Raw genomic sequence first — 16,618 nt, 5'->3', positions numbered from 1 at the left:
GGGTGCCCGATCGGCGGAATCCGGGGCCGGACGCGTCAGGCCGACGTTGCGAGGGCGGCGTGATGGACGGCGTGTGCGAACGGTCTTCTGGAGCAGTAGCGCTCGACCTCGTCGAGGGCGCTGCTGGTGATCCGGTGGAGTTCTCCGCCCAGCGAGCCGGCGATGTGCGGGGTGAGAAGGACGTTCGGCAGGAAGTAGAGCGGTGACGTCGCGGGCAGCACCTCCGGTTCGGTGACGTCGATGACCGCGTGGATGCGTCCGGTCGCGGCTTCGGCGGTGAGGGCCTCGGTGTCGACGAGGGACCCCCGTGCCGTGTTGACGAGCGTGGCGCCGTCACGCATCAGTGACAGCCTGCGCGCGTCCAGCAGGTGGCGGGTCTCGGGCAGCGCCGGTGCGTGCAGCGAGACGACGTCCGAGCCGCCGACCAGCTCGTCGAGACCCACGTGCCGTGCGCCCAGCGCCGCGGCCTGCGCCGCGTCGATGTAGGGGTCGGCCAGCAGCAGGTCGAGATCGTAGGGCCGCAGAAGTTCGAGTACCTTGCGGCCGACGAGGGAGGCTCCGACCAGGCCCACGGTTCGCCGGTAGTTGCCGAACCCGGGGAAGTGCCGGGACCAGTCGAGAGGGGAACGGTGCTCGCGGTACAGGCCGCCGATGTCCAGGACCCGCTTGTTGGCGAAGAGGATCGCGGCGACGGTGTACTCGGCGACGGGGACGGCGTTGGCCGCGGCGGCGGAGGACACCATCAGGCCGCGGTCCCAGCACGCCTGTGTCACATGGTGCTTGACACTGCCCGCGGCGTGCACGATCGCCTTCAGGGCTGGTGCGCGCGCCAGCACGTCCTCGTCGATGACGGGACAGCCCCACGAGGTGATCAGGACTTCCACGTCCTCCAGGGCCGGCTCGTGGGCGAAGTCCTCCGCCACGTGGTCCGGGTCGATGTCTACGTACGCCGTCAGACACTGGATCTCTGCGGGTGGGAACAGCGCGTCCCGGTGCCGTCGGCCCATCGCGAACAGGGCACGGGGACGGTTGGTCGGGGTGGGGCGCATGGGAGAATTCCTCACGGTGACTGCCTACTTGACGGCGCCGGCGGTCATGCCGGACTTCCAGAACCGCTGCAGCATCAGGAAAACAGCGATCAGCGGGGCCACGGCCACCAGCGAGCCGACGACGGCCAGCAGGTAGTCCTCGGGGTGACCTTGGGAGAGCGCGGACGAGTACCACACGTACAGCCCGAGGTTGACCGGATAGAGGTCCTGGTCCGACAGCATCACCAGGGGCAGGAAGAAGCTGTTCCAGATCTGCGTGAACTGGAAGAGGAAGATGGTCACGAAACCGGGCGCGAGCATCGGGAACGCGACGCGGCAGAAGGCCCGGAACTCGCCGGCCCCGTCCATCCGGGCCGCTTCCAGGACCTCGTCCGGCACATAGGAAGCACTGAAGACACGCGCCAGGTACACGCCGAACGGGAAGACCAGTCCGGGGACGAACACGCCCCAGAACGTGTTCACCAGGCCAGCTTTCGCAGCGAGCAGATACAGCGGGATCGCCATCGCCGTGCCGGGCACCATCACGCCCAGCAGCACGAGCGAGAACAGCCGCTCCTTGCCCGGAAACGCGAGCTTGTCGAACGCGTAGCCGGCCGCGACGCTGAACACCGCCGCCAGGAGCGCCCCGACACCCGCGTACAGCACCGTGTTCATCACCCAGCGCAGGTAGACGCCGCCGTCGGCCGTGAACAGGTGCCCAAGGTTGTCGACGAGGTGGATCTCCTCGCCGAGCGCGAAGCCGTTCGTGCCGAACAGGTCCTCGCGGCTCTTGGTGGAGGACAACAGCAGCCAGGTCAGCGGTAGCAGGGTATAGAGAGTGGCGAGCGCCAGCAGTGCGGTGACCCCGGCCTTGGACAGCAGAACCGACGGCGGCTTCGCGACGCGCCGTTGTTGGCGGGGGCGCGGGGCAGGACTGGTCACAGGCGTCGCCTCGGGCGCGGAAGCAGCGGGGGAAAGTGTGGAGAAGGTGGTCACGGCTTGCTCCCGCGGCGTGAGAACCGGGTGACGGCAAACGACAGCACGGCGGCGAACAGGGCGATCAGCAGCGAAGCGGCTGCTGCCAGGCCGAAGTCGTTGTTCTGGAAGGCGGCCGTCTGGACGTACATGTTGGGGGTCCAGCTGCTGCCGATCGCACTGGACGCGTTGTAGATGACCTTCGGCTCGGTGAAGAGCTGGATCGATCCGATGACGGTGAACAGGACGGCGAGCGCCACCGCGGGGCGGATCATCGGAACCTTGATGGACAGCGCCGTCCGCACGGCGCCGGCGCCGTCGACCTTCGCCGCGTCCAGGGCCTCGCGGGGCACGGCCTGCAGGGCGGCGTAGAAGATGACCATGTTGTAGCCCATCCATTCCCACACGGCGATGTTGGCCGCGGAGAACACGGCGTTGTCGACCGACAGGAAGTTGACGCTGATGCCGCCGGACCGCAGTAGGTCGATCACGGGGCTCAGGCCGGGGGTGTAGAGGTACACCCAGATCAGCGCGGCGATCAGCCCCGGCACGGCGTGCGGCAGGAACAGCGCCAGCTGGAAGAAGGAACGCGCCTTGGCCAGACCCGAGTCGAGGAGCAGGGCGAGGACCAGCGCACCGCCGATCATCACAGGGATGTAGATCGCGCAGTACGCGGCGATGACGAGGAACCCGTCGCGGAACGCCTCGTCGGACAGCGCGCGGGCGTAGTTGCTCAGCCCTGCGAAGATGTTTTCGGTGCCGCCGAACCCGAGGCCGGAGGTGCGGGTGGTGAAAAGGCTCAGCCATGCCGCGTAGAGCAGTGGGGCGAGGGTGACGGCCGCGAACAGGCCGAAGAACGGTGACAGGAGCAGCGCGGCTGTCCGGCGCTGTCCTCGGGCGGATGGGCTTGCCATACCGGCCTTCCTTGGGAGGGACGTGGGTCGGGCAGGAGCGGAAGGGGTCCGGATACCAGCCCCGCCGTGCTCGGGCGGGGCCGGTTCCGCAGAGCGCCGACTCCTACGGCGCGGAGATCTGCAGACCGCGCTGCTTCATCTGTGCGACGGTGGCCTGCTGGGCGGTGGAGAGGACACCGGACAGGGTCACCGAACCGTCGGCGACCTTCGGAAGCTGGTCCACGATGGCCGTGTTGGTCGTGCCCATGACCGGGCCCCACTGCCATCCCTGCCGAATCGCGTCGTAGGACGCCGCACCGACCGCGTACACGTCCTGCCCACCGAAGTAGTCCGTCGGGAAGGCCGCCTTCGTGACGGGCACCAGCTGCGGATCGGCGGGGAACAGGCTGCTGGTGCCGGAGGACACCCACGCCTTCATGCCCTCGGGATCGGTGGTGATCCACTTGATGAACTCGGCGGCGGCCCCGCTGTTGTCGGCCCCCTTCGGGATCACGAAGGACGAGCCTCCGTACATGGCCGAGGCCGGCTTGCCGTCCCACGTGGGCACGGGGGCCACGGCCCACTTGCCCTTCTGGTCGGGGACGGTCGCCTGCTGCGCCCCGGCGCACCAGCTGGCACAGACGTAGGCCACGGTCTGGCCCTTCTGCACGCTCGTCCAGAACGGGTCCAGCGAGCCCAGCGAACGGACGAGGTCCTTGCGGGCGAGCTCGCCCCAGAACTCGGCGACCTTCTTGGACGGGCCGTCGTCGACGGTGACCTTCCAGGCGTCCTTCTCGGTCGAGAACCACTGTCCGCCGGCCTGCCAGGCGAGCGCGCTCAGGAGCCCGGGATTGTCGGTGTACAGGACGCCGCCGCGGGCGGCGGGGTCGGCCTTCTTCACCCGCTCGGTCATGTTCCGGTACGCGTCCCACGTCGTGGGCACATCGATCTTGTGCTGGGTGAAGAAGTCCTTCCGGTACATCAGCGTCAGGGGTGCCGCGTCACGGGGGACGGCCCAGGTCTTGCCGCCGAGGTCGACGAGTTGCCGTGCCGCCTCGGGGAACCGGTCCTTCACCAGCGGGCCGAGGGAGCCGCTCAGATCCTCGATCTTGCCCTGGGCAGCGAACTCCGGCAGTTGGGGGTATTCGACGACCGCGACATCGGGCGCGGTGCCGGCCTTCACGGCGTTGGTGAGCTTGGAGTAGTACTCCTGGCCCGACGGGACCGTCTCGAAGGTCACCTCGATGCCCGGGTGGCTGCGGTTGAAGGCCGCAGCCACCTGGTCGGAGCCCTTGACGAAGGACCAGAAGGTGACCTTTCCGGTCTTCTCCGCGGTCGCGGAGGCACCCTGATCCGTCCCACCGCATGCGGTGGCGAGCAGGGCGAGGGCTGTGACGGAGCCGGCCAGGGCGGCCGTGGTTCTGCGAAGCATGATGTGCACCGATCGTTCGCTGGGGCGTCGAACGAAATCATTCGTCAGCAAACCTGCTTCGTCAATGCCTTGTGTTTCATTTGATGAGAAACGAAAGCAAATGATGTCGCGGTGTCAGCGTCCCGATCGAGCCCTACGAAGGCACGCTGAGTGCCGCGGAGGACCCGCTGGAGGCCCGTACCCGCAGCTCAGGGCGGAGCAGCAGCTCGGCAAGGGGTGCGGCAGGATCGGCGAGCCGGCGCCTCATCAGGTCGACCGCCCACGCCCCCACGGCCCTCTTGGGCGGCGCCACAGCCGTGAGCGGCACATCACTCAGTTCGGCGACCTCGTCGTCGTACGTCACGATGGCCAGATCCTCCGGAACACGCAGGCCGCGCGCCTGAAGGAGGCCGACCAGGGTGACGGCATCGAGATCGTTGTGGACCAGGGCGGCCCCGACGTCACCCGCCTCGACCGCCCGCGCAAGCTCCTCGAACCACTCAGTGGACGCTGGTCCGTCGGTCGGGCCGATGCGGTATTCCGGGCCCGCCGTCAGCCCCAGGGCCTGGCAGGCCGTCGCATAACCCTCGCGGATCAAAGGCGTGTTGGGGCTCTCTGCCCTGGCGACCAGGGCGATCCGCTCGTGTCCCAACTCGGCAAGGTGCCGGACCGCCAAGCCCGCACCAAGGGCATGGTCGGACGCGACCTGCTCCAGCCGCCCGGCCTGCCCGCCGGCTCGGCGGTCCACGAGAACGACCGGAATGTCGAGGCCGGCCAGCCACTGCTCGGTCCGTTCCACGGGTTCGAGTCCGGCGCGCGGCATCAACAGCAGACCATCGGCGCCCGCCGCGACGAGCCGCCGTACCTGCTCCTGGTTGTCCGCCAGCGTCTCTCCGGAAACCGCGAGCACTATGCGCACTCCGTGCGTGCGCGCCGCATCCTGCACACCGCGGATGATCTCGGGGTAGTAGTAGTCCCCCGGCGGAACGACCAGCCCGAAGACATGCCCCTGCCGCACTGTGGGCCGGGGCGCGGCGGGGCCGGCGGTGCTGGCCCCCTGCGCTGCAGCCAGCGACATGGCGCCGCCGTGCACACGGACGACCAGCCCCCGGCCCGCCAGATCCCGCACGTCCTGGCGCAAGGTGACGGCGGAGACCTCCATCTCCTCCGCCACCTCCTTCACCTTGATCGCTCCCCGGCGCTCCACCATGCGCAGGAGCGCCTCACGCCGCTCTTCAGCCAGCACTCACGTGCCCCCTCTCATCGCGAGCGAAGCCATGTGCTTTCACTCGACAAGTGAAAGGTATCAACGAAGCCAAGGCACGTGCCGGTCCTGACGTCGACGGCCCGCCGAATCCGCCAGAGGGCGAGGCGGCATCCAACGCGCGCTCACCGTCAGGGGATCCGGCGCCTGCTGCCACACTTCCGACAACCGGAGCCCCCTAGGGCCCCGGGCCCACCCCGGCGCCCGTGGACGGTCTGGCTGACGGGAGGGCCTTGCGGCGCGGGAATTTCGGCAGCTATCGTCGACGGAAAGCGCTTACTAAAGGGAGCTTGTCGCGTGTCGACCTCGGACGTTCTCGTCTACACCCGTACCGCCGGCTACCGCCACGACTCCATCCCGGCGGGTTCCGACGCGCTCGTCGGGATGGCCAGGGAGGGCGGCTTCGGGGCCGAGGCGACGGACGATACGGCCGTGTTCACGCCAGAGCGGCTCGAGCGATGCGCAGCCGTGGTGCTGCTGTCCACCACCGGGCCGGTCCTCACCGGCCCGGGCCGCGCCACCCTGGAGGCGTACGTGCGGGCCGGCGGCGGGCTCCTCGCCGTGCACGCGGCGGCCAACGCCGAGCCCGGCTGGCCCTTCTACGGCGACCTCCTCGGCACCCGCTTCGCCGGCCACCCGCCGCTCCAGCCCGGCCTGGTCCACGTGGAGGACCCCGCCCACCCGGCGACCGCCCACCTGTCGGCGGAGTGGGCCTGGACCGACGAGTGGTACGACTTCACCTCGCACCCGCGCGACGCGGACGTCCGCGTCCTGCTGCGCGCCGACGAGTCCACGTAGTACTCGTCGACCAGGGCTGTCCTGATGTAGCCGGGGCTGACGGCGTTGACCCGCACGCCGTGCTGGGCAACATCCAGGGCCATTGAGCGAGTGAGACCGACGAGGCCGGCCTTGGCCGCAGCGTAGGGATACATCCCCGCGCAGGTGAGCTTCGCGTGCAGCGAGGCGATGTTGACGATCGATCCGCGCCCCTGCGTGATCATCGAGGGCAGGGCATGCTTCGCGCAGAGGAACGCCGCCTTGAGGTCGACGTCCAAGACCTTGTCCCACTCTTCCTCGGTCATCGCGACCGGGTCGGCATAGACGTTGCGGCCCGCGTTGTTGACCAGAACGTCGATCCGCCTGTGCACGGCGAGCACGTCGGCCACGGTCGCCTCGACGGCGCCGCTGTCGGTGACGTCCACCCGATGGAAGGTCACCCTCGCGGTGCCCTCCTCGAGACCGCCGGAGAGCGCGGTGCCTGCGCACTCGTCCAGGTCGAAGAAGGCGACCGCCGCACCCTCGCGTGCCGCGGTCTCCACGATCGCCCGGCCGATCCCGCGGGCGCCGCCCGTCACCAGGACCACCCGATCCGTCAACCGGCCCATGCCTGCTCCTCCACTGTCGAGCCCATCTCGAAGCCGCGGCCTCGGCCGTACGGCGTTGCGGACACAACTCGCCCCACCCGAGGGGAACTTGACAGCCTAGCTGCTATATCGACAGGCTGCTGATCGTGCCACTCCGCGCCCGCCTCCCGGCCGGCGCCCGAAGACCGAAGGTGCGAACAGGTGACCTCACGCTATGTCCTGCGCTTGCAGGTGGATCCCGCCGACGACCCGACCCTGGTGGGCGACCGGCTGCTGGCCATGGCGCGCGCTGCGCGCGCCGAGGAGATCTGCGTCTTCCTCTTCGGCATGGAGTACAACGACGGTCACGACAGCCTCGACCGGATCGACCACTGGCTGACCGCCACGCGTCCCTGGCGCACCCGGCTCCGCGCCGAGGGCATCGCGGTGAGCCTCAACCCCGGCCACACCGTCGGCCACAGCGACTGGGCCCGATCACTGAAGCCGGACCAGCCGTGGCAGCCGATGACCGACCAGTACGGGACGACCGCCGCCGCCCAGGTGTGCCCCCTGGCCCCGAAGTGGCGCGCGTACTACGCCGAGACGCTGCGCCGCTACGCGGCCGAGGACGTCGACGCGGTGTGGATCGAGGACGACATCCGGCTGCACAACCACCGGCCTCTGGACTGGGGCGGCTGCTTCTGCGAGCTGCACCTGTCCGAGTTCGCGCGCCGCACCGGCATCACCACCACGCGGGAGGAGCTGGTCGCGGCCTGTACCGCACCGGGCGAACCGCACCCCTGGCGTGGTCGGTGGCTGGACTTCTGGGACGCCACGCAGCGCGAGCTGCTCGAGTCCTGGCGCGGCATCCTCGGCGACCGGCTCGGTCTGATGTCCTCGCGCACCGATCAGCACGCCGCCGAGGGGCGCGACTGGTCGGCGTGGCTGGAGCTGCCCGGGCTGCACCGCCCGCACTTCTGGCCCTACTCCGACACGAACGGCGCCGAACTGCCGTACGCCTCGCTGCAGCTCGACATGCAGCGCTCGGTGCAGCCGGAAACGGTCCGTAGTCTGCCGGAGATCGAGTGCTGGCCGTACGGGCAGTGGAACAAGTCCTTCCGGCAGACCGCCGCGCAGATGTCGCTGGCCCATGTGCTCGGCTGCGACGGGCTGGCCATCAGCCTGTACGACTTCCTCGGCAACCACCCGGACGACGAACCGCGCCGAGCGACCTTCCTCGCCGAGTGGCGCGACACGTTCGACTGGCTCTCCGCGACGTTCCCCAAGTCCTTGCGGACTGTCGGTGTCGGCCTGCCCTGGTCACAGGCGACCGGCCGCCGGGTCCACACCAAGAAGGCGGGCTGGCAGTCGCTCGTCGTGGAGCACGGAGGATGGGCCGGTCTGCTCGGCGCCGCCGGCCACGCGGTGACCGGTCGCGGCGGCGCGAGGGTCAACGCCCTCTCCGGGGCCTCCGCCTGGGCCTTCGACGACGCCGAACTGCGCGACTGGCTGAGCAGCGGACTCCTGCTGGATTCCGTGGCCGCGCGCATCCTCTTCGAGCGGGGTTACGGCTCCCTGATTGGTGTGGCCTCTGCCCGCTCCGCGCCCGAGGGGTACGTCCGCGAGGTGTGCACGGACCCGGAGTTCGCGCTGCGGCCGGGCTGCGTGATCTCCCTCGACGTGGAGAGCTACGACCGGGCGGACCTGATGCACGGGGAACCCCTTCCGCGGGCACGCGTGGCGAGCGTCGCACACGATCAACTCGGGTGCGAGATAGGCCCAGGCCTGGTCCTCCATGACAACGATCTGGGCGGCCGCGTCGCGGTCGTTCCGTGGCCCGCACACACAGCGGACCGCGTACTGATGAACCCGCAACGCGCCGTCCAGCTCGGTGCCATCCTCGACTGGATCTCCGACGCGTCCCATGCACGCGCCACGGGCCACCCCTGGCTGGTGACTCAGGCACTGACGGACGGTCGCGCCTGGCGCGTGGTCGTCTGGAACGCGTCCCCGGACGAGGCCGACGACGTCCGGGTCCGGCTCCCCGCGGGCATGCCGGAGCCGGCCGCGGCCGTCCAGGTCACCGCGCGCGGCGCTCGCAGGACCGTGGGATGGAAGGACGGCCGGGTCATGCTCGAACAGCCCCTGGGCCAGTGGGAGTACGTGGTGCTGAGCACCCAGGAGTAACCGAACTGTCGTACGGTGACATCGGATGACTTGATACGGAGTCACCACTTCAGTCCCGCCTATTGCCGTAATGATCCCATCACTCCTAGGTTCGATCCCATCAGTCATCGGATCTTTAGGGGATGGATTCATGTCACGGAGATACACACGCAGAGCGATCCTGGGCGAACGCCGGCACCAGCGGCGTCTTCGTCGGCTGATTTCCGTTCCACGAGCACAAGAGAATCGAGACTTCATGAGACGCCCTCTGACGCATGGCCTGGCCTTCCTGTGTTCCATCGTGCTGGTGGCGGGGGCGTCGTCGGCCGCCGCCGCGGCGGACGGCGAGGGCCGCAGGGCTCATCACGTCGACTGCCGGGCGACCGGCGGACGTGCGAACGGGTCACCTACCCATCCGTGGCGCACTCTGGACCAGGTAAACTCCCTCGCCCTTGACGCCGGTGACCGACTCCTGTTCGCGCGCGGCTCACGCTGTACGGGCACGCTGACTCCGAAGGGCGCCGGGCGTCCCGGCCACCCGCTGGTCATCGGCGCGTACGGCGAGGGGGCCAAGCCGGTGATCGACGGTGCCGGCGCCCCGGACGCCGTCCTGCTCCACAACACCGAGTGGGTGGAGGTCTCCGGTCTGGAGATCACCAACGCGGGGAACCCCGGCCGCAACAAACGCGGTGTCCACGTGCTGCTCGACGACTACGGCACGGGCACCCACTACCGGCTGACGGATCTCGACATCCACGACGTGCTCGGCGACGACACGAAGCACATTGGCGGCTCCGCGGGCATCCTCTTCTCCGTCACCGGCTCCACGGTGGAGACGCGGTTCGACGACGTTCGCGTCGAGGGCAACACCCTGCGGACGGTGGACCGGGAAGGCATCTACTTCGCGTCCAGCTGGAACAACCGGCCCGTGATCACCGACTACGACCCCGCCGGTCCCCGGTGGCTGCCCGCCACCCGCGTCGTCGTACGGGGCAACACCCTGGAGGACCTGGGCGGCGACGGCATCGTCATGACCGCCACAGACGGCGCCCTGGTGGAGCGGAACGTGGTCCGCGGCTTCCAGCGCCGCTCCGCCGGTTACAACGCCGGGATCTGGCCGTGGAACGCCGACCGCACCGTCTTCCAGTACAACGATGTGTCCGGCGGCGAGACGACGCGTGACGGCATGGCGTACGACGTGGACGAGGGCTCCTTCGGCACGGTGTTCCAGTACAACTACAGCCACAACAACGCCGGCGGCTTCTTCCTGGTCTGCACCGCGGGCGGCACCCTGGGCGACGCGGTGATCCGCTACAACATCAGCCAGAACGACCGTTTCCGGGGCATCGAAACGTGTTCCGGATCCTTCGACGACGTGCGCTTCCTCAACAACACGATCTATGTCGCCCCCGGGGTCTCCCAGACCGTCGTGAACGAGAACACCGCCCAGCGGCACGAGATCGCGTTCCACAACAACCTGGTCGTGAAGGAAGGCGCGGGCAAGGCGACGTTCGCGTTGCGCTCCGGCGCGGTGACAGTGTCCGACAACGTGCTCCACAACGTCGCGGGCGCGCCCGCGAATCCGGATGGCAGCACGGCCGATCCGCTGCTGACGGGCCGTGGCACGGCGACCGGGCTCGGGGACGCGGGCGCAGCGTACGCCCTGCACGCGGACTCCCCCGCGCTGGGTGCCGGTGCGGCACTCCCCGACATCGGCGACCGCGACTTCTCCGGCAACCCGGTCCCTCCGGGCACGGCCCCCAGCATCGGTGCCTACAACGGCCCGGGGGTCGGAGGCCCGCGCCCCACTCCGGTCGAGGCTCCCCCGGTCACCCCCCTGCTCTCCAACGGCGGCTTCGACAACGGGCTGACGGGCTGGGCGACGCGTAACGCGGCGTCCGTGGCCGACGCCCACGAAGGAACGAAGGCGGCCAGGCTCACCGCGCCTGCCGGCGGCTTCGCCACGGTGGAACAGTCCGTGACGGGCCTGCGCCCCGCCACCCGGTACGTGCTCTCGGCCTGGATCAGGAGCGACGGCGGGTCCACAGCCCTCGGCGCCAAGGGCTTCGGAGGAGCCGCCACGGCCGCCTCGGTCTCGGACAGTGAGTGGACGCTCGCCTCGGAAGAGTTCACCACCGGCGCCACCAGCAGTACGGCGACGGTCTTCTGCTACCGGGAGCAGCCGGGCACGGCGGTCTGCGACGACATGACCCTGCGCGCGCTCTGACGGAGCTCGGCTGGAGATGAGAAGGAAGGGGCTCCGTCCACGATGGGCGAATTCGAGGGGTCGTTGCAACACGTGGTCGGTTGATCAGGCCGCGAGCAGTTTAGACAGGCGCTCGGCTGGGGTTTCCCAGCCGAGCGTTTTGCGTGGGCGGCTGTTGAGTTCGGCGGCGACGGCGTCGAGGTGCTCGCGGCTGTGGGTAGCGAGGTTGGTGCCCTTGGGGAAGTACTGGCGGAGCAGGCCGTTGGTGTTTTCGTTCGAGCCGCGCTGCCAGGGACTGCCAGGGTCGCAGAAGTAGACCGGGATGTCGGTGGCGATGCTGAAGGCGTGGTGGGCGGCCATCTCGGAGCCCTGGTCCCAGGTGAGGGACCGCACCAAGTGCGGTATTGGGTGCTGCGTTCGACGAGGGTGCCGATCGCCGATCCGCTGTTCTTGCCGATGATGAGTCGGGTAGCGGGGACGCATTACTGCGTCCCCGCCCCCTCAGAGGGCGTTAAGTCCGTTTCTGATAGCGGCCACGTCCGGGTTGGGTGAGGAGTCCCTGGCGAACGAGTCGTCCCAGGCGGGAGCGGGTGACGTTGATCGAGGGCTCGTCGGTGGGAAGGCCGAGGTGTTCGTGCAGATCGCGGACGCGGAACACCTTCCCGGGGTGCTCGTTGAACGTGGTCACGATGCGCTAGTAGATGGTGGCCGTCTCCGCGGTGGCCGGTTCATGGTCGGGCGGGGTGAGGCCGTCGATGACCTTGCGGGTGGCGGTGAGCTCGGCCAGGCGGGCTTCGGTCTCGGCGAGGGCGGTGGTGAGCCGCTCGATCTGCTTGCGAAGGCTGTCGGCTCGTGCGGCGGTCTCATCGTGTTCGGTCTGCAGCAGCCGCAGGAGTTCGCAGACGTTCACGCGGCCAGCTCCACGTCGTCCCGCCAGGTGGGGGTGGGGGTGGTGAGGCGGCAGAGCATGCCGGCGGTGGAGGCCCAGTAGACGCGGGAGGCCTCGTTGTCGGGCCGGTGGTCGTAGTCGCGGGCGAGGCGCCGGTGCAGCATGAGGGTGCCGTTGACCTGCTCGACCACCCACCGCTTCGGTTGCGGGACGAAGCCCTTGCCTTCGTCGTCGGGGTTGCGGCGGACCACCTCGACGGTGATGTCCTTCACCGCCCCGTGGATGACCACGGGGCGGTGAAGCCCTGGTCGACCAGGACCTTTTCCAGGCGCATCCCGCACCGCTCGGCCGCCTGGTCCAGCAGGACGATGCCGGCTTCGTTGTCGTGCGCGCTCGCGGCCAGGACCACCACGCCGATGATCAGGCCCAGCACGTCGACGGCGAGTCCCCGCTTCCTGCCGGGCGTCTTCTTGTTGACGAGATCGCCCGCACCTTCGCCTTCGCCGTCGGACCCGTGCTGCTCGCCGTCGACCCCGACGCCCTGGTCATCGGCGGCGGTGTCTCCCGCACCGGATGCGTCCTGCTCGACGCGGTCGGGCGCCACCTCCGGCCCATGCTCCTCGTCGAACCCGCCGTCGAACTCTCCACCCTGGCCGGCGACGCCGTGCTCACCGGCGCCGTCCGGCTGGCCGCCGACCAGGTCTGGGAGCGGGAACTCGGCGGCGACGTCGGTGACCACCTGCGCAGGAAGAACGGGAGCGGGACGTGAAGGAGCGGGCATGAGCGAGCGGGCGCGGGGGCTCAGGTGTCCTGCGCCCGGTCGTCGGCGGTGAACTGCCTGGCGTGCTGCGGGTGTTGACGGCGCTGTCCGGGCCCGGTCAGCGGGGCCGCCGCCCGGGGTGCGTAGGCGGCGGCGGGCGGAGCGGCGGCGTCCACCGGTACGGACAGGACGGCCCCGGACGGTCCGTGGTCGCCGGTGGGGCTCAGGCCGGACCACGCGGTGGTGATCAGCAGCAGCCCGCCCGCCGGAAGCAGACACACCGAGGTGGGTTGCGGCACGGGCAGACCGATGACAGTGACGAGGCTGGCGTCCGGGGCGTACCGATGAACGGCGGCACCGCCCCAGACCGCGACCCACAGGTGGCCTTCGGTGTCGACGGTCATTCCGTCGGGGCTGTGCCCCTCGGGCAGCCGGGCGAACTCCTCGGTGCCGACGATGTTCCCGGCACGGTCGAGCGCGCAGCGGAGGATGACCCCGGCGGCGCTTTCGGCGACGTAGAGGGTGCTGCCGTCCTCGGTGAACGCCGGGCCGTTGACGACGGTGAGGCCGTCGAGGACGCGGTGGACGCTGCCGTCGGTGTCGGTGCGGTAGAGGGAGCCCGCGCCGGGAGTGCAGTCGTAGGCGAGGCTGCCCGCCCAGAATCTGCCGTGCCGGTCACAGACACCGTCGTTCATCCGGGTGGGCACCGCCGCGCCGTCCTCGGGGCGGGCCAGCCAGTCTGCGCTGCCGTCGGGTGCGAGCAGGGCAATTCCCGTACCCGCGGCGGCGATCCAGTGTCCCGGGCGTCCCGCGACGGGGGCGACGGCGCCGAGCGGCACATCGAGCCGCAGCAGCTCCCGGGCCGGATGCAGTCCCGGCCCTGCGTCGGGGCCGCGGGTTTCCAGGAGGCGTCCGGCCAGGATGTCGACGTAGACCAGCCGCCCGTCGGTCCATCGGGCGCCCTCGCCGAGTTCGTGCTCGCCCTCGACCCAGATTCCGGTCCGGTTCCGCACAGTGGTTTCCTCCCGGTCAGCGCAGGGTCGTGCCCGCGGGGGCGTCGAGCAGGGCGAGTTCGGCGCGGGTCGGCAGGCCCTCCCAGTCACCGCGGGTGGCGACCCCGAACGCGCCCAGGGCCACCGCCCGCCGGATCCCTTCGGCAGCGGGTAGACCGTCGAGGCGGGCGGAGAGGTAACCGGCCACGAAGGCATCGCCCGCGCCGATGACGTCCTTTACAGGGACCTTGCGGGCGGCAGCGTCGAAGGTGCCCGAGGCGTCGGTGACGCTCGCGCCCTCGCCGCCCCGGGTGAGCACCACTTCGCTCAGGCCCTCGGCGAGCAGGGCCGCGACGGCGTCGGTCTCGCCGAGCGCGGGATCGGGGGCGACGAGGTGCAGTTCGTCGTCGCTGGCCACGAGGATGTCCGCGGCGCGGGCCAGCGGCCGGAGTGCGGCGCGGGCCTGGTCCGGGGACCACAGCCGGGCGCGGTAGTTGACGTCCAGACAGACCGTGACGCCCAGTTCGCGGGCGCGGTCGGCGGCGGCCTGGACAGTGCGGGCCGCGGACGGGCCGAGGGCGGGGGTGATGCCGGTCAGGTGCAGGATGCAGGTGCCGGGGCCGAGTGCGCGGAGCACGTCCTGGGGGCCGACCGCCGAACCTGCCGAACCCGCACGGTAGTAGCGGACCTTGGCGAGATCGCCCGCGCCGTCCTCCCGGATCAGGAGACCGGTGGGCCGCCCCTCGGAGTCGGTGCGGACGTGCCCGGTGTCCACTCCCTCGGCGCGCAGGGTACGCAGGACGAGGGCGCCGAATTCGTCGTCGCCGACACAGCCCGCCCAGGCGACCCGGTGGCCGAGCCGGGCGAGGCCGATGGCCACATTGGACTCGGCTCCGGCGACCGAGGTCTCCATCAGCGGGGCGAGCCGGATCGGGCCGGTGGCCCGCAGCGTGGCCATCGTCTCCCCGACGGTGACGACCTCGGGAGCGGTCGCGGCCGTCATGCCGCCGCCTCGGTCAGTGCCTCGCGCCAGCGGGCGGCCCGCGCGCGCAGCGCCGTCAGGTCGCCGCCGTCCGCGGCGTCCCCGACCAGCGGCGAGCCGACGCCCACGGCCACGGCACCGGCGGCGAGGTGGGCCGCCGCGACGGTGGCGTCGATGCCGCCGACCGGCACGAAGGGGACGTCGGGGAATGGGGCGCGCAGTGCGGCCAGGTACTCCGGACCGCCGACGGAGGCGGGGAACAGCTTCACCGCGAGCGCGCCGCTGCGGTCGGCCGCCATGATCTCGCTCGGTGTCAACGCCCCCATCAGCACCGGAAGTTCATCCGGTCCGCAGCGCAGGTCCGGTACGAATCCGGGGGTGACGAGGAATCCGGCCCCGGCATCGGCGGCGCGGGCGGCGTCCTCGGCGCTGAGGACGGTGCCGGCCCCGAGCAGGGCGTCGGCGCCGAGTTCACGGCGCGCCTGCTCCAGCACCGACAGGGCGCCGGACGTGGTCAGCGAGACCTCGATGCCGGTGATGCCCTCCTCGCAGAGGGTGAGCACGCAGCGCAGTGCGGCGCTGGGATTGGAGCCGCGCACAATGGCCATGGTACGGAAGGGCAGTTCGGTCAGGCGCATGGTGAACTTCCGGGAGAGGGGATGGTGTTGCCGGGGCGGCTGCGGGTGGCACCGCGGGCCGCGGGCCACGGCGGGCCGGTCGCGCGAAGGGCCGTACGACACGAAGGGCCGTACGTAAGGTCGTCCGCAGGGTCAGCGGGGCGACCGACAGGAGGCGCCGCTGCGGTGCGGGCTCTGTAGGAGGTCGTCGAGATCGGCGGCGGCCTCGACGAGGAGGTACTGAACGGCGCGTTCGGCTGCGTCCGAGTCACGGGCGCGCACCGCGTCCAGGACGGCCTGGTGCTGCGGCAGGGGGTCGGCCCATTCGCCGCCGCCGTGAATGAGCGGGTCACGGACTCGCAAACCGGCCTCGATGACCATCGCCATTCGCGTCAGCAGCTCGTTGTGCGCGGCGGCGAGCAGGGCGCAGTGGAAGGCCACGTCCGCCTCCACGGAGGCATCGCTGTCCGTTCCGGCCTCCGCCATCGCGGTAAGCGCGCCTTCCAGGGCGTCGAGATCGCTCGCCTCCCGGCGCTGGGCCGCCAGGCGGGCGGCGGGCGGCTCCACAATCAGGCGCACCTCGCCGACGTTGGCCAGGAAGTCGTTGTCGGCGGCCCGGTCGCGCTGCCAGCGCAGCAGGTCGGTGTCCAGCAGGTTCCAGTCCGCGCGGGGCCTGACGAAGGTCCCGCGTTTCTGCCGGGATTCGATCAGCCCCTTCGCGGCCAGCACGCGCAGCGCTTCGCGCAGCGCCGTCTTGCTGACCTCGAGTTCCTGTTCCAGCGCGTCGGGATGGAGCGACTCGCCCGGTGCGTACGTACCCGCGACGATGCGCTGCCCGAGGTCGTCGACCAGGTGCTGGTGCAGGCCTCGTGGTGGCCGGCTCATAAGGAAACCCCCTCGCCGCGCCCGGACGCTGCTGAACCGCTCCGGACTCTTCTGCCGCACACCGTAGCGCTAACCATTAATTATGGAAACATCTTGACAGGAGTCGGACCTCCTTCACAGGATGTGCGGCAACGGAACGGGCGGTACACCCCAGCCGCCCCTCCCGCTCTTCGCCCTGGTCCCCGGTACGGGAAGCAGCCCCGCTGC

At 70.4% G+C, this 16,618-nt stretch carries 15 protein-coding genes and 3 pseudogenes; 4 read left to right on the top strand and 14 right to left on the bottom strand.

Annotated features, from left to right (window positions below):
- Nucleotides 1-35: 35 nt before the first annotated feature.
- The 5 genes from OG972_RS47925 to OG972_RS47905 form a co-directional block, all read right to left on the bottom strand.
- Nucleotides 36-1,049 carry a hydroxyacid dehydrogenase gene (locus OG972_RS47925; protein ID WP_266993365.1) on the bottom strand — a complete coding sequence of 338 codons (1,014 nt, stop codon included), beginning with the start codon at nucleotides 1,047-1,049 and terminating at the stop codon, nucleotides 36-38.
- 24 nt (nucleotides 1,050-1,073) lie between these two features.
- Nucleotides 1,074-1,970, bottom strand: coding sequence for a carbohydrate ABC transporter permease (locus tag OG972_RS47920; RefSeq protein WP_266993363.1), 897 nt, complete (start codon nucleotides 1,968-1,970; stop codon nucleotides 1,074-1,076).
- A gap of 50 nt (nucleotides 1,971-2,020) precedes the next feature.
- Nucleotides 2,021-2,917, bottom strand: a complete 897-nt coding sequence (locus OG972_RS47915; protein ID WP_266993361.1) for a carbohydrate ABC transporter permease — start codon at nucleotides 2,915-2,917, stop codon at nucleotides 2,021-2,023.
- A gap of 103 nt (nucleotides 2,918-3,020) precedes the next feature.
- Nucleotides 3,021-4,328, bottom strand: a complete 1,308-nt coding sequence (locus OG972_RS47910) for an ABC transporter substrate-binding protein (protein WP_266993359.1) — start codon at nucleotides 4,326-4,328, stop codon at nucleotides 3,021-3,023.
- Between the two features lie 133 nt (nucleotides 4,329-4,461).
- A complete protein-coding gene (locus tag OG972_RS47905) occupies nucleotides 4,462-5,553 on the bottom strand; it encodes a substrate-binding domain-containing protein (RefSeq protein ID WP_266993357.1) in 1,092 nt (363 codons plus the stop codon).
- A gap of 315 nt (nucleotides 5,554-5,868) precedes the next feature.
- On the opposite strand from OG972_RS47905, the gene OG972_RS47900 reads away from it, so the two are divergent.
- Nucleotides 5,869-6,369 (top strand): ThuA domain-containing protein, encoded by a 501-nt coding sequence (locus OG972_RS47900; RefSeq protein ID WP_266993355.1) that lies wholly within the window; start codon nucleotides 5,869-5,871, stop codon nucleotides 6,367-6,369.
- Nucleotides 6,370-6,383: 14 nt separating this feature from the next.
- Here the strand turns inward: OG972_RS47900 and OG972_RS47895 are convergent.
- Nucleotides 6,384-6,956 (bottom strand): annotated as a pseudogene (locus OG972_RS47895) (SDR family NAD(P)-dependent oxidoreductase); the annotation flags it as partial.
- A 180-nt stretch (nucleotides 6,957-7,136) separates the two neighbouring features.
- Here OG972_RS47895 and OG972_RS47890 point away from each other — a divergent pair.
- Together OG972_RS47890 and OG972_RS47885 are read left to right on the top strand one after the other, a co-directional pair.
- On the top strand, nucleotides 7,137-9,101 hold the full coding sequence (locus OG972_RS47890) for a hypothetical protein (RefSeq protein ID WP_266993353.1): 1,965 nt from the start codon (nucleotides 7,137-7,139) through the stop codon (nucleotides 9,099-9,101).
- A gap of 235 nt (nucleotides 9,102-9,336) precedes the next feature.
- On the top strand, nucleotides 9,337-11,307 hold the full coding sequence (locus tag OG972_RS47885; RefSeq protein WP_266993351.1) for a right-handed parallel beta-helix repeat-containing protein: 1,971 nt from the start codon (nucleotides 9,337-9,339) through the stop codon (nucleotides 11,305-11,307).
- Nucleotides 11,308-11,391: 84 nt separating this feature from the next.
- Here OG972_RS47885 and OG972_RS47880 read toward each other — a convergent pair.
- The 4 genes and pseudogenes from OG972_RS47880 to OG972_RS47865 all read right to left on the bottom strand — a co-directional run.
- Nucleotides 11,392-11,750: pseudogene (locus tag OG972_RS47880) on the bottom strand (IS30 family transposase); the annotation flags it as partial.
- Between the two features lie 47 nt (nucleotides 11,751-11,797).
- Nucleotides 11,798-11,974: a type IV toxin-antitoxin system AbiEi family antitoxin domain-containing protein gene (locus tag OG972_RS47875; protein ID WP_266993349.1), complete on the bottom strand. Its 177-nt coding sequence runs from the start codon at nucleotides 11,972-11,974 to the stop codon at nucleotides 11,798-11,800.
- Nucleotides 11,975-11,980: 6 nt separating this feature from the next.
- The gene (locus OG972_RS47870) at nucleotides 11,981-12,196 is read right to left on the bottom strand and encodes a hypothetical protein (RefSeq protein ID WP_266993347.1); all 216 of its coding nucleotides are present in this window, start codon (nucleotides 12,194-12,196) and stop codon (nucleotides 11,981-11,983) included.
- Nucleotides 12,193-12,779: pseudogene (locus OG972_RS47865) on the bottom strand (transposase). Before OG972_RS47865 ends, OG972_RS47870 begins: the two are co-directional and overlap by 4 nt.
- Nucleotides 12,780-12,788: 9 nt before the next feature.
- Between OG972_RS47865 and OG972_RS47860 the strand changes: the two are divergent.
- Complete coding sequence (locus OG972_RS47860) at nucleotides 12,789-12,944, top strand: hypothetical protein (RefSeq protein ID WP_266993345.1); 156 nt, start codon at nucleotides 12,789-12,791, stop codon at nucleotides 12,942-12,944.
- Between the two features lie 32 nt (nucleotides 12,945-12,976).
- On the opposite strand, the gene OG972_RS47855 is transcribed toward OG972_RS47860, so the two are convergent.
- The 4 genes from OG972_RS47855 to OG972_RS47840 all read right to left on the bottom strand — a co-directional run bounded on the left by OG972_RS47855 (nucleotide 12,977) and on the right by OG972_RS47840 (nucleotide 16,411).
- Nucleotides 12,977-13,948 (bottom strand): SMP-30/gluconolactonase/LRE family protein, encoded by a 972-nt coding sequence (locus tag OG972_RS47855; RefSeq protein WP_266993343.1) that lies wholly within the window; start codon nucleotides 13,946-13,948, stop codon nucleotides 12,977-12,979.
- Between the two features lie 16 nt (nucleotides 13,949-13,964).
- Nucleotides 13,965-14,930 (bottom strand): sugar kinase, encoded by a 966-nt coding sequence (locus tag OG972_RS47850; RefSeq protein WP_266993341.1) that lies wholly within the window; start codon nucleotides 14,928-14,930, stop codon nucleotides 13,965-13,967.
- On the bottom strand, nucleotides 14,927-15,547 hold the full coding sequence (locus OG972_RS47845) for a bifunctional 4-hydroxy-2-oxoglutarate aldolase/2-dehydro-3-deoxy-phosphogluconate aldolase (protein WP_266993339.1): 621 nt from the start codon (nucleotides 15,545-15,547) through the stop codon (nucleotides 14,927-14,929). The genes OG972_RS47850 and OG972_RS47845 overlap by 4 nt, the downstream gene beginning before the upstream one ends.
- A gap of 132 nt (nucleotides 15,548-15,679) precedes the next feature.
- Nucleotides 15,680-16,411 carry a FadR/GntR family transcriptional regulator gene (locus OG972_RS47840; RefSeq protein ID WP_266993337.1) on the bottom strand — a complete coding sequence of 244 codons (732 nt, stop codon included), beginning with the start codon at nucleotides 16,409-16,411 and terminating at the stop codon, nucleotides 15,680-15,682.
- Nucleotides 16,412-16,618 lie beyond the last annotated feature (207 nt).

Origin of the sequence: Streptomyces sp. NBC_01669, assembly GCF_026339735.1 — a bacterium.
In the GTDB taxonomy this organism is placed as follows: domain Bacteria; phylum Actinomycetota; class Actinomycetes; order Streptomycetales; family Streptomycetaceae; genus Streptomyces; species Streptomyces yanii.
The sequence above is the reverse complement of the archived record's forward strand: the minus strand, read 5'-3'. Positions and strand labels throughout refer to the sequence as shown.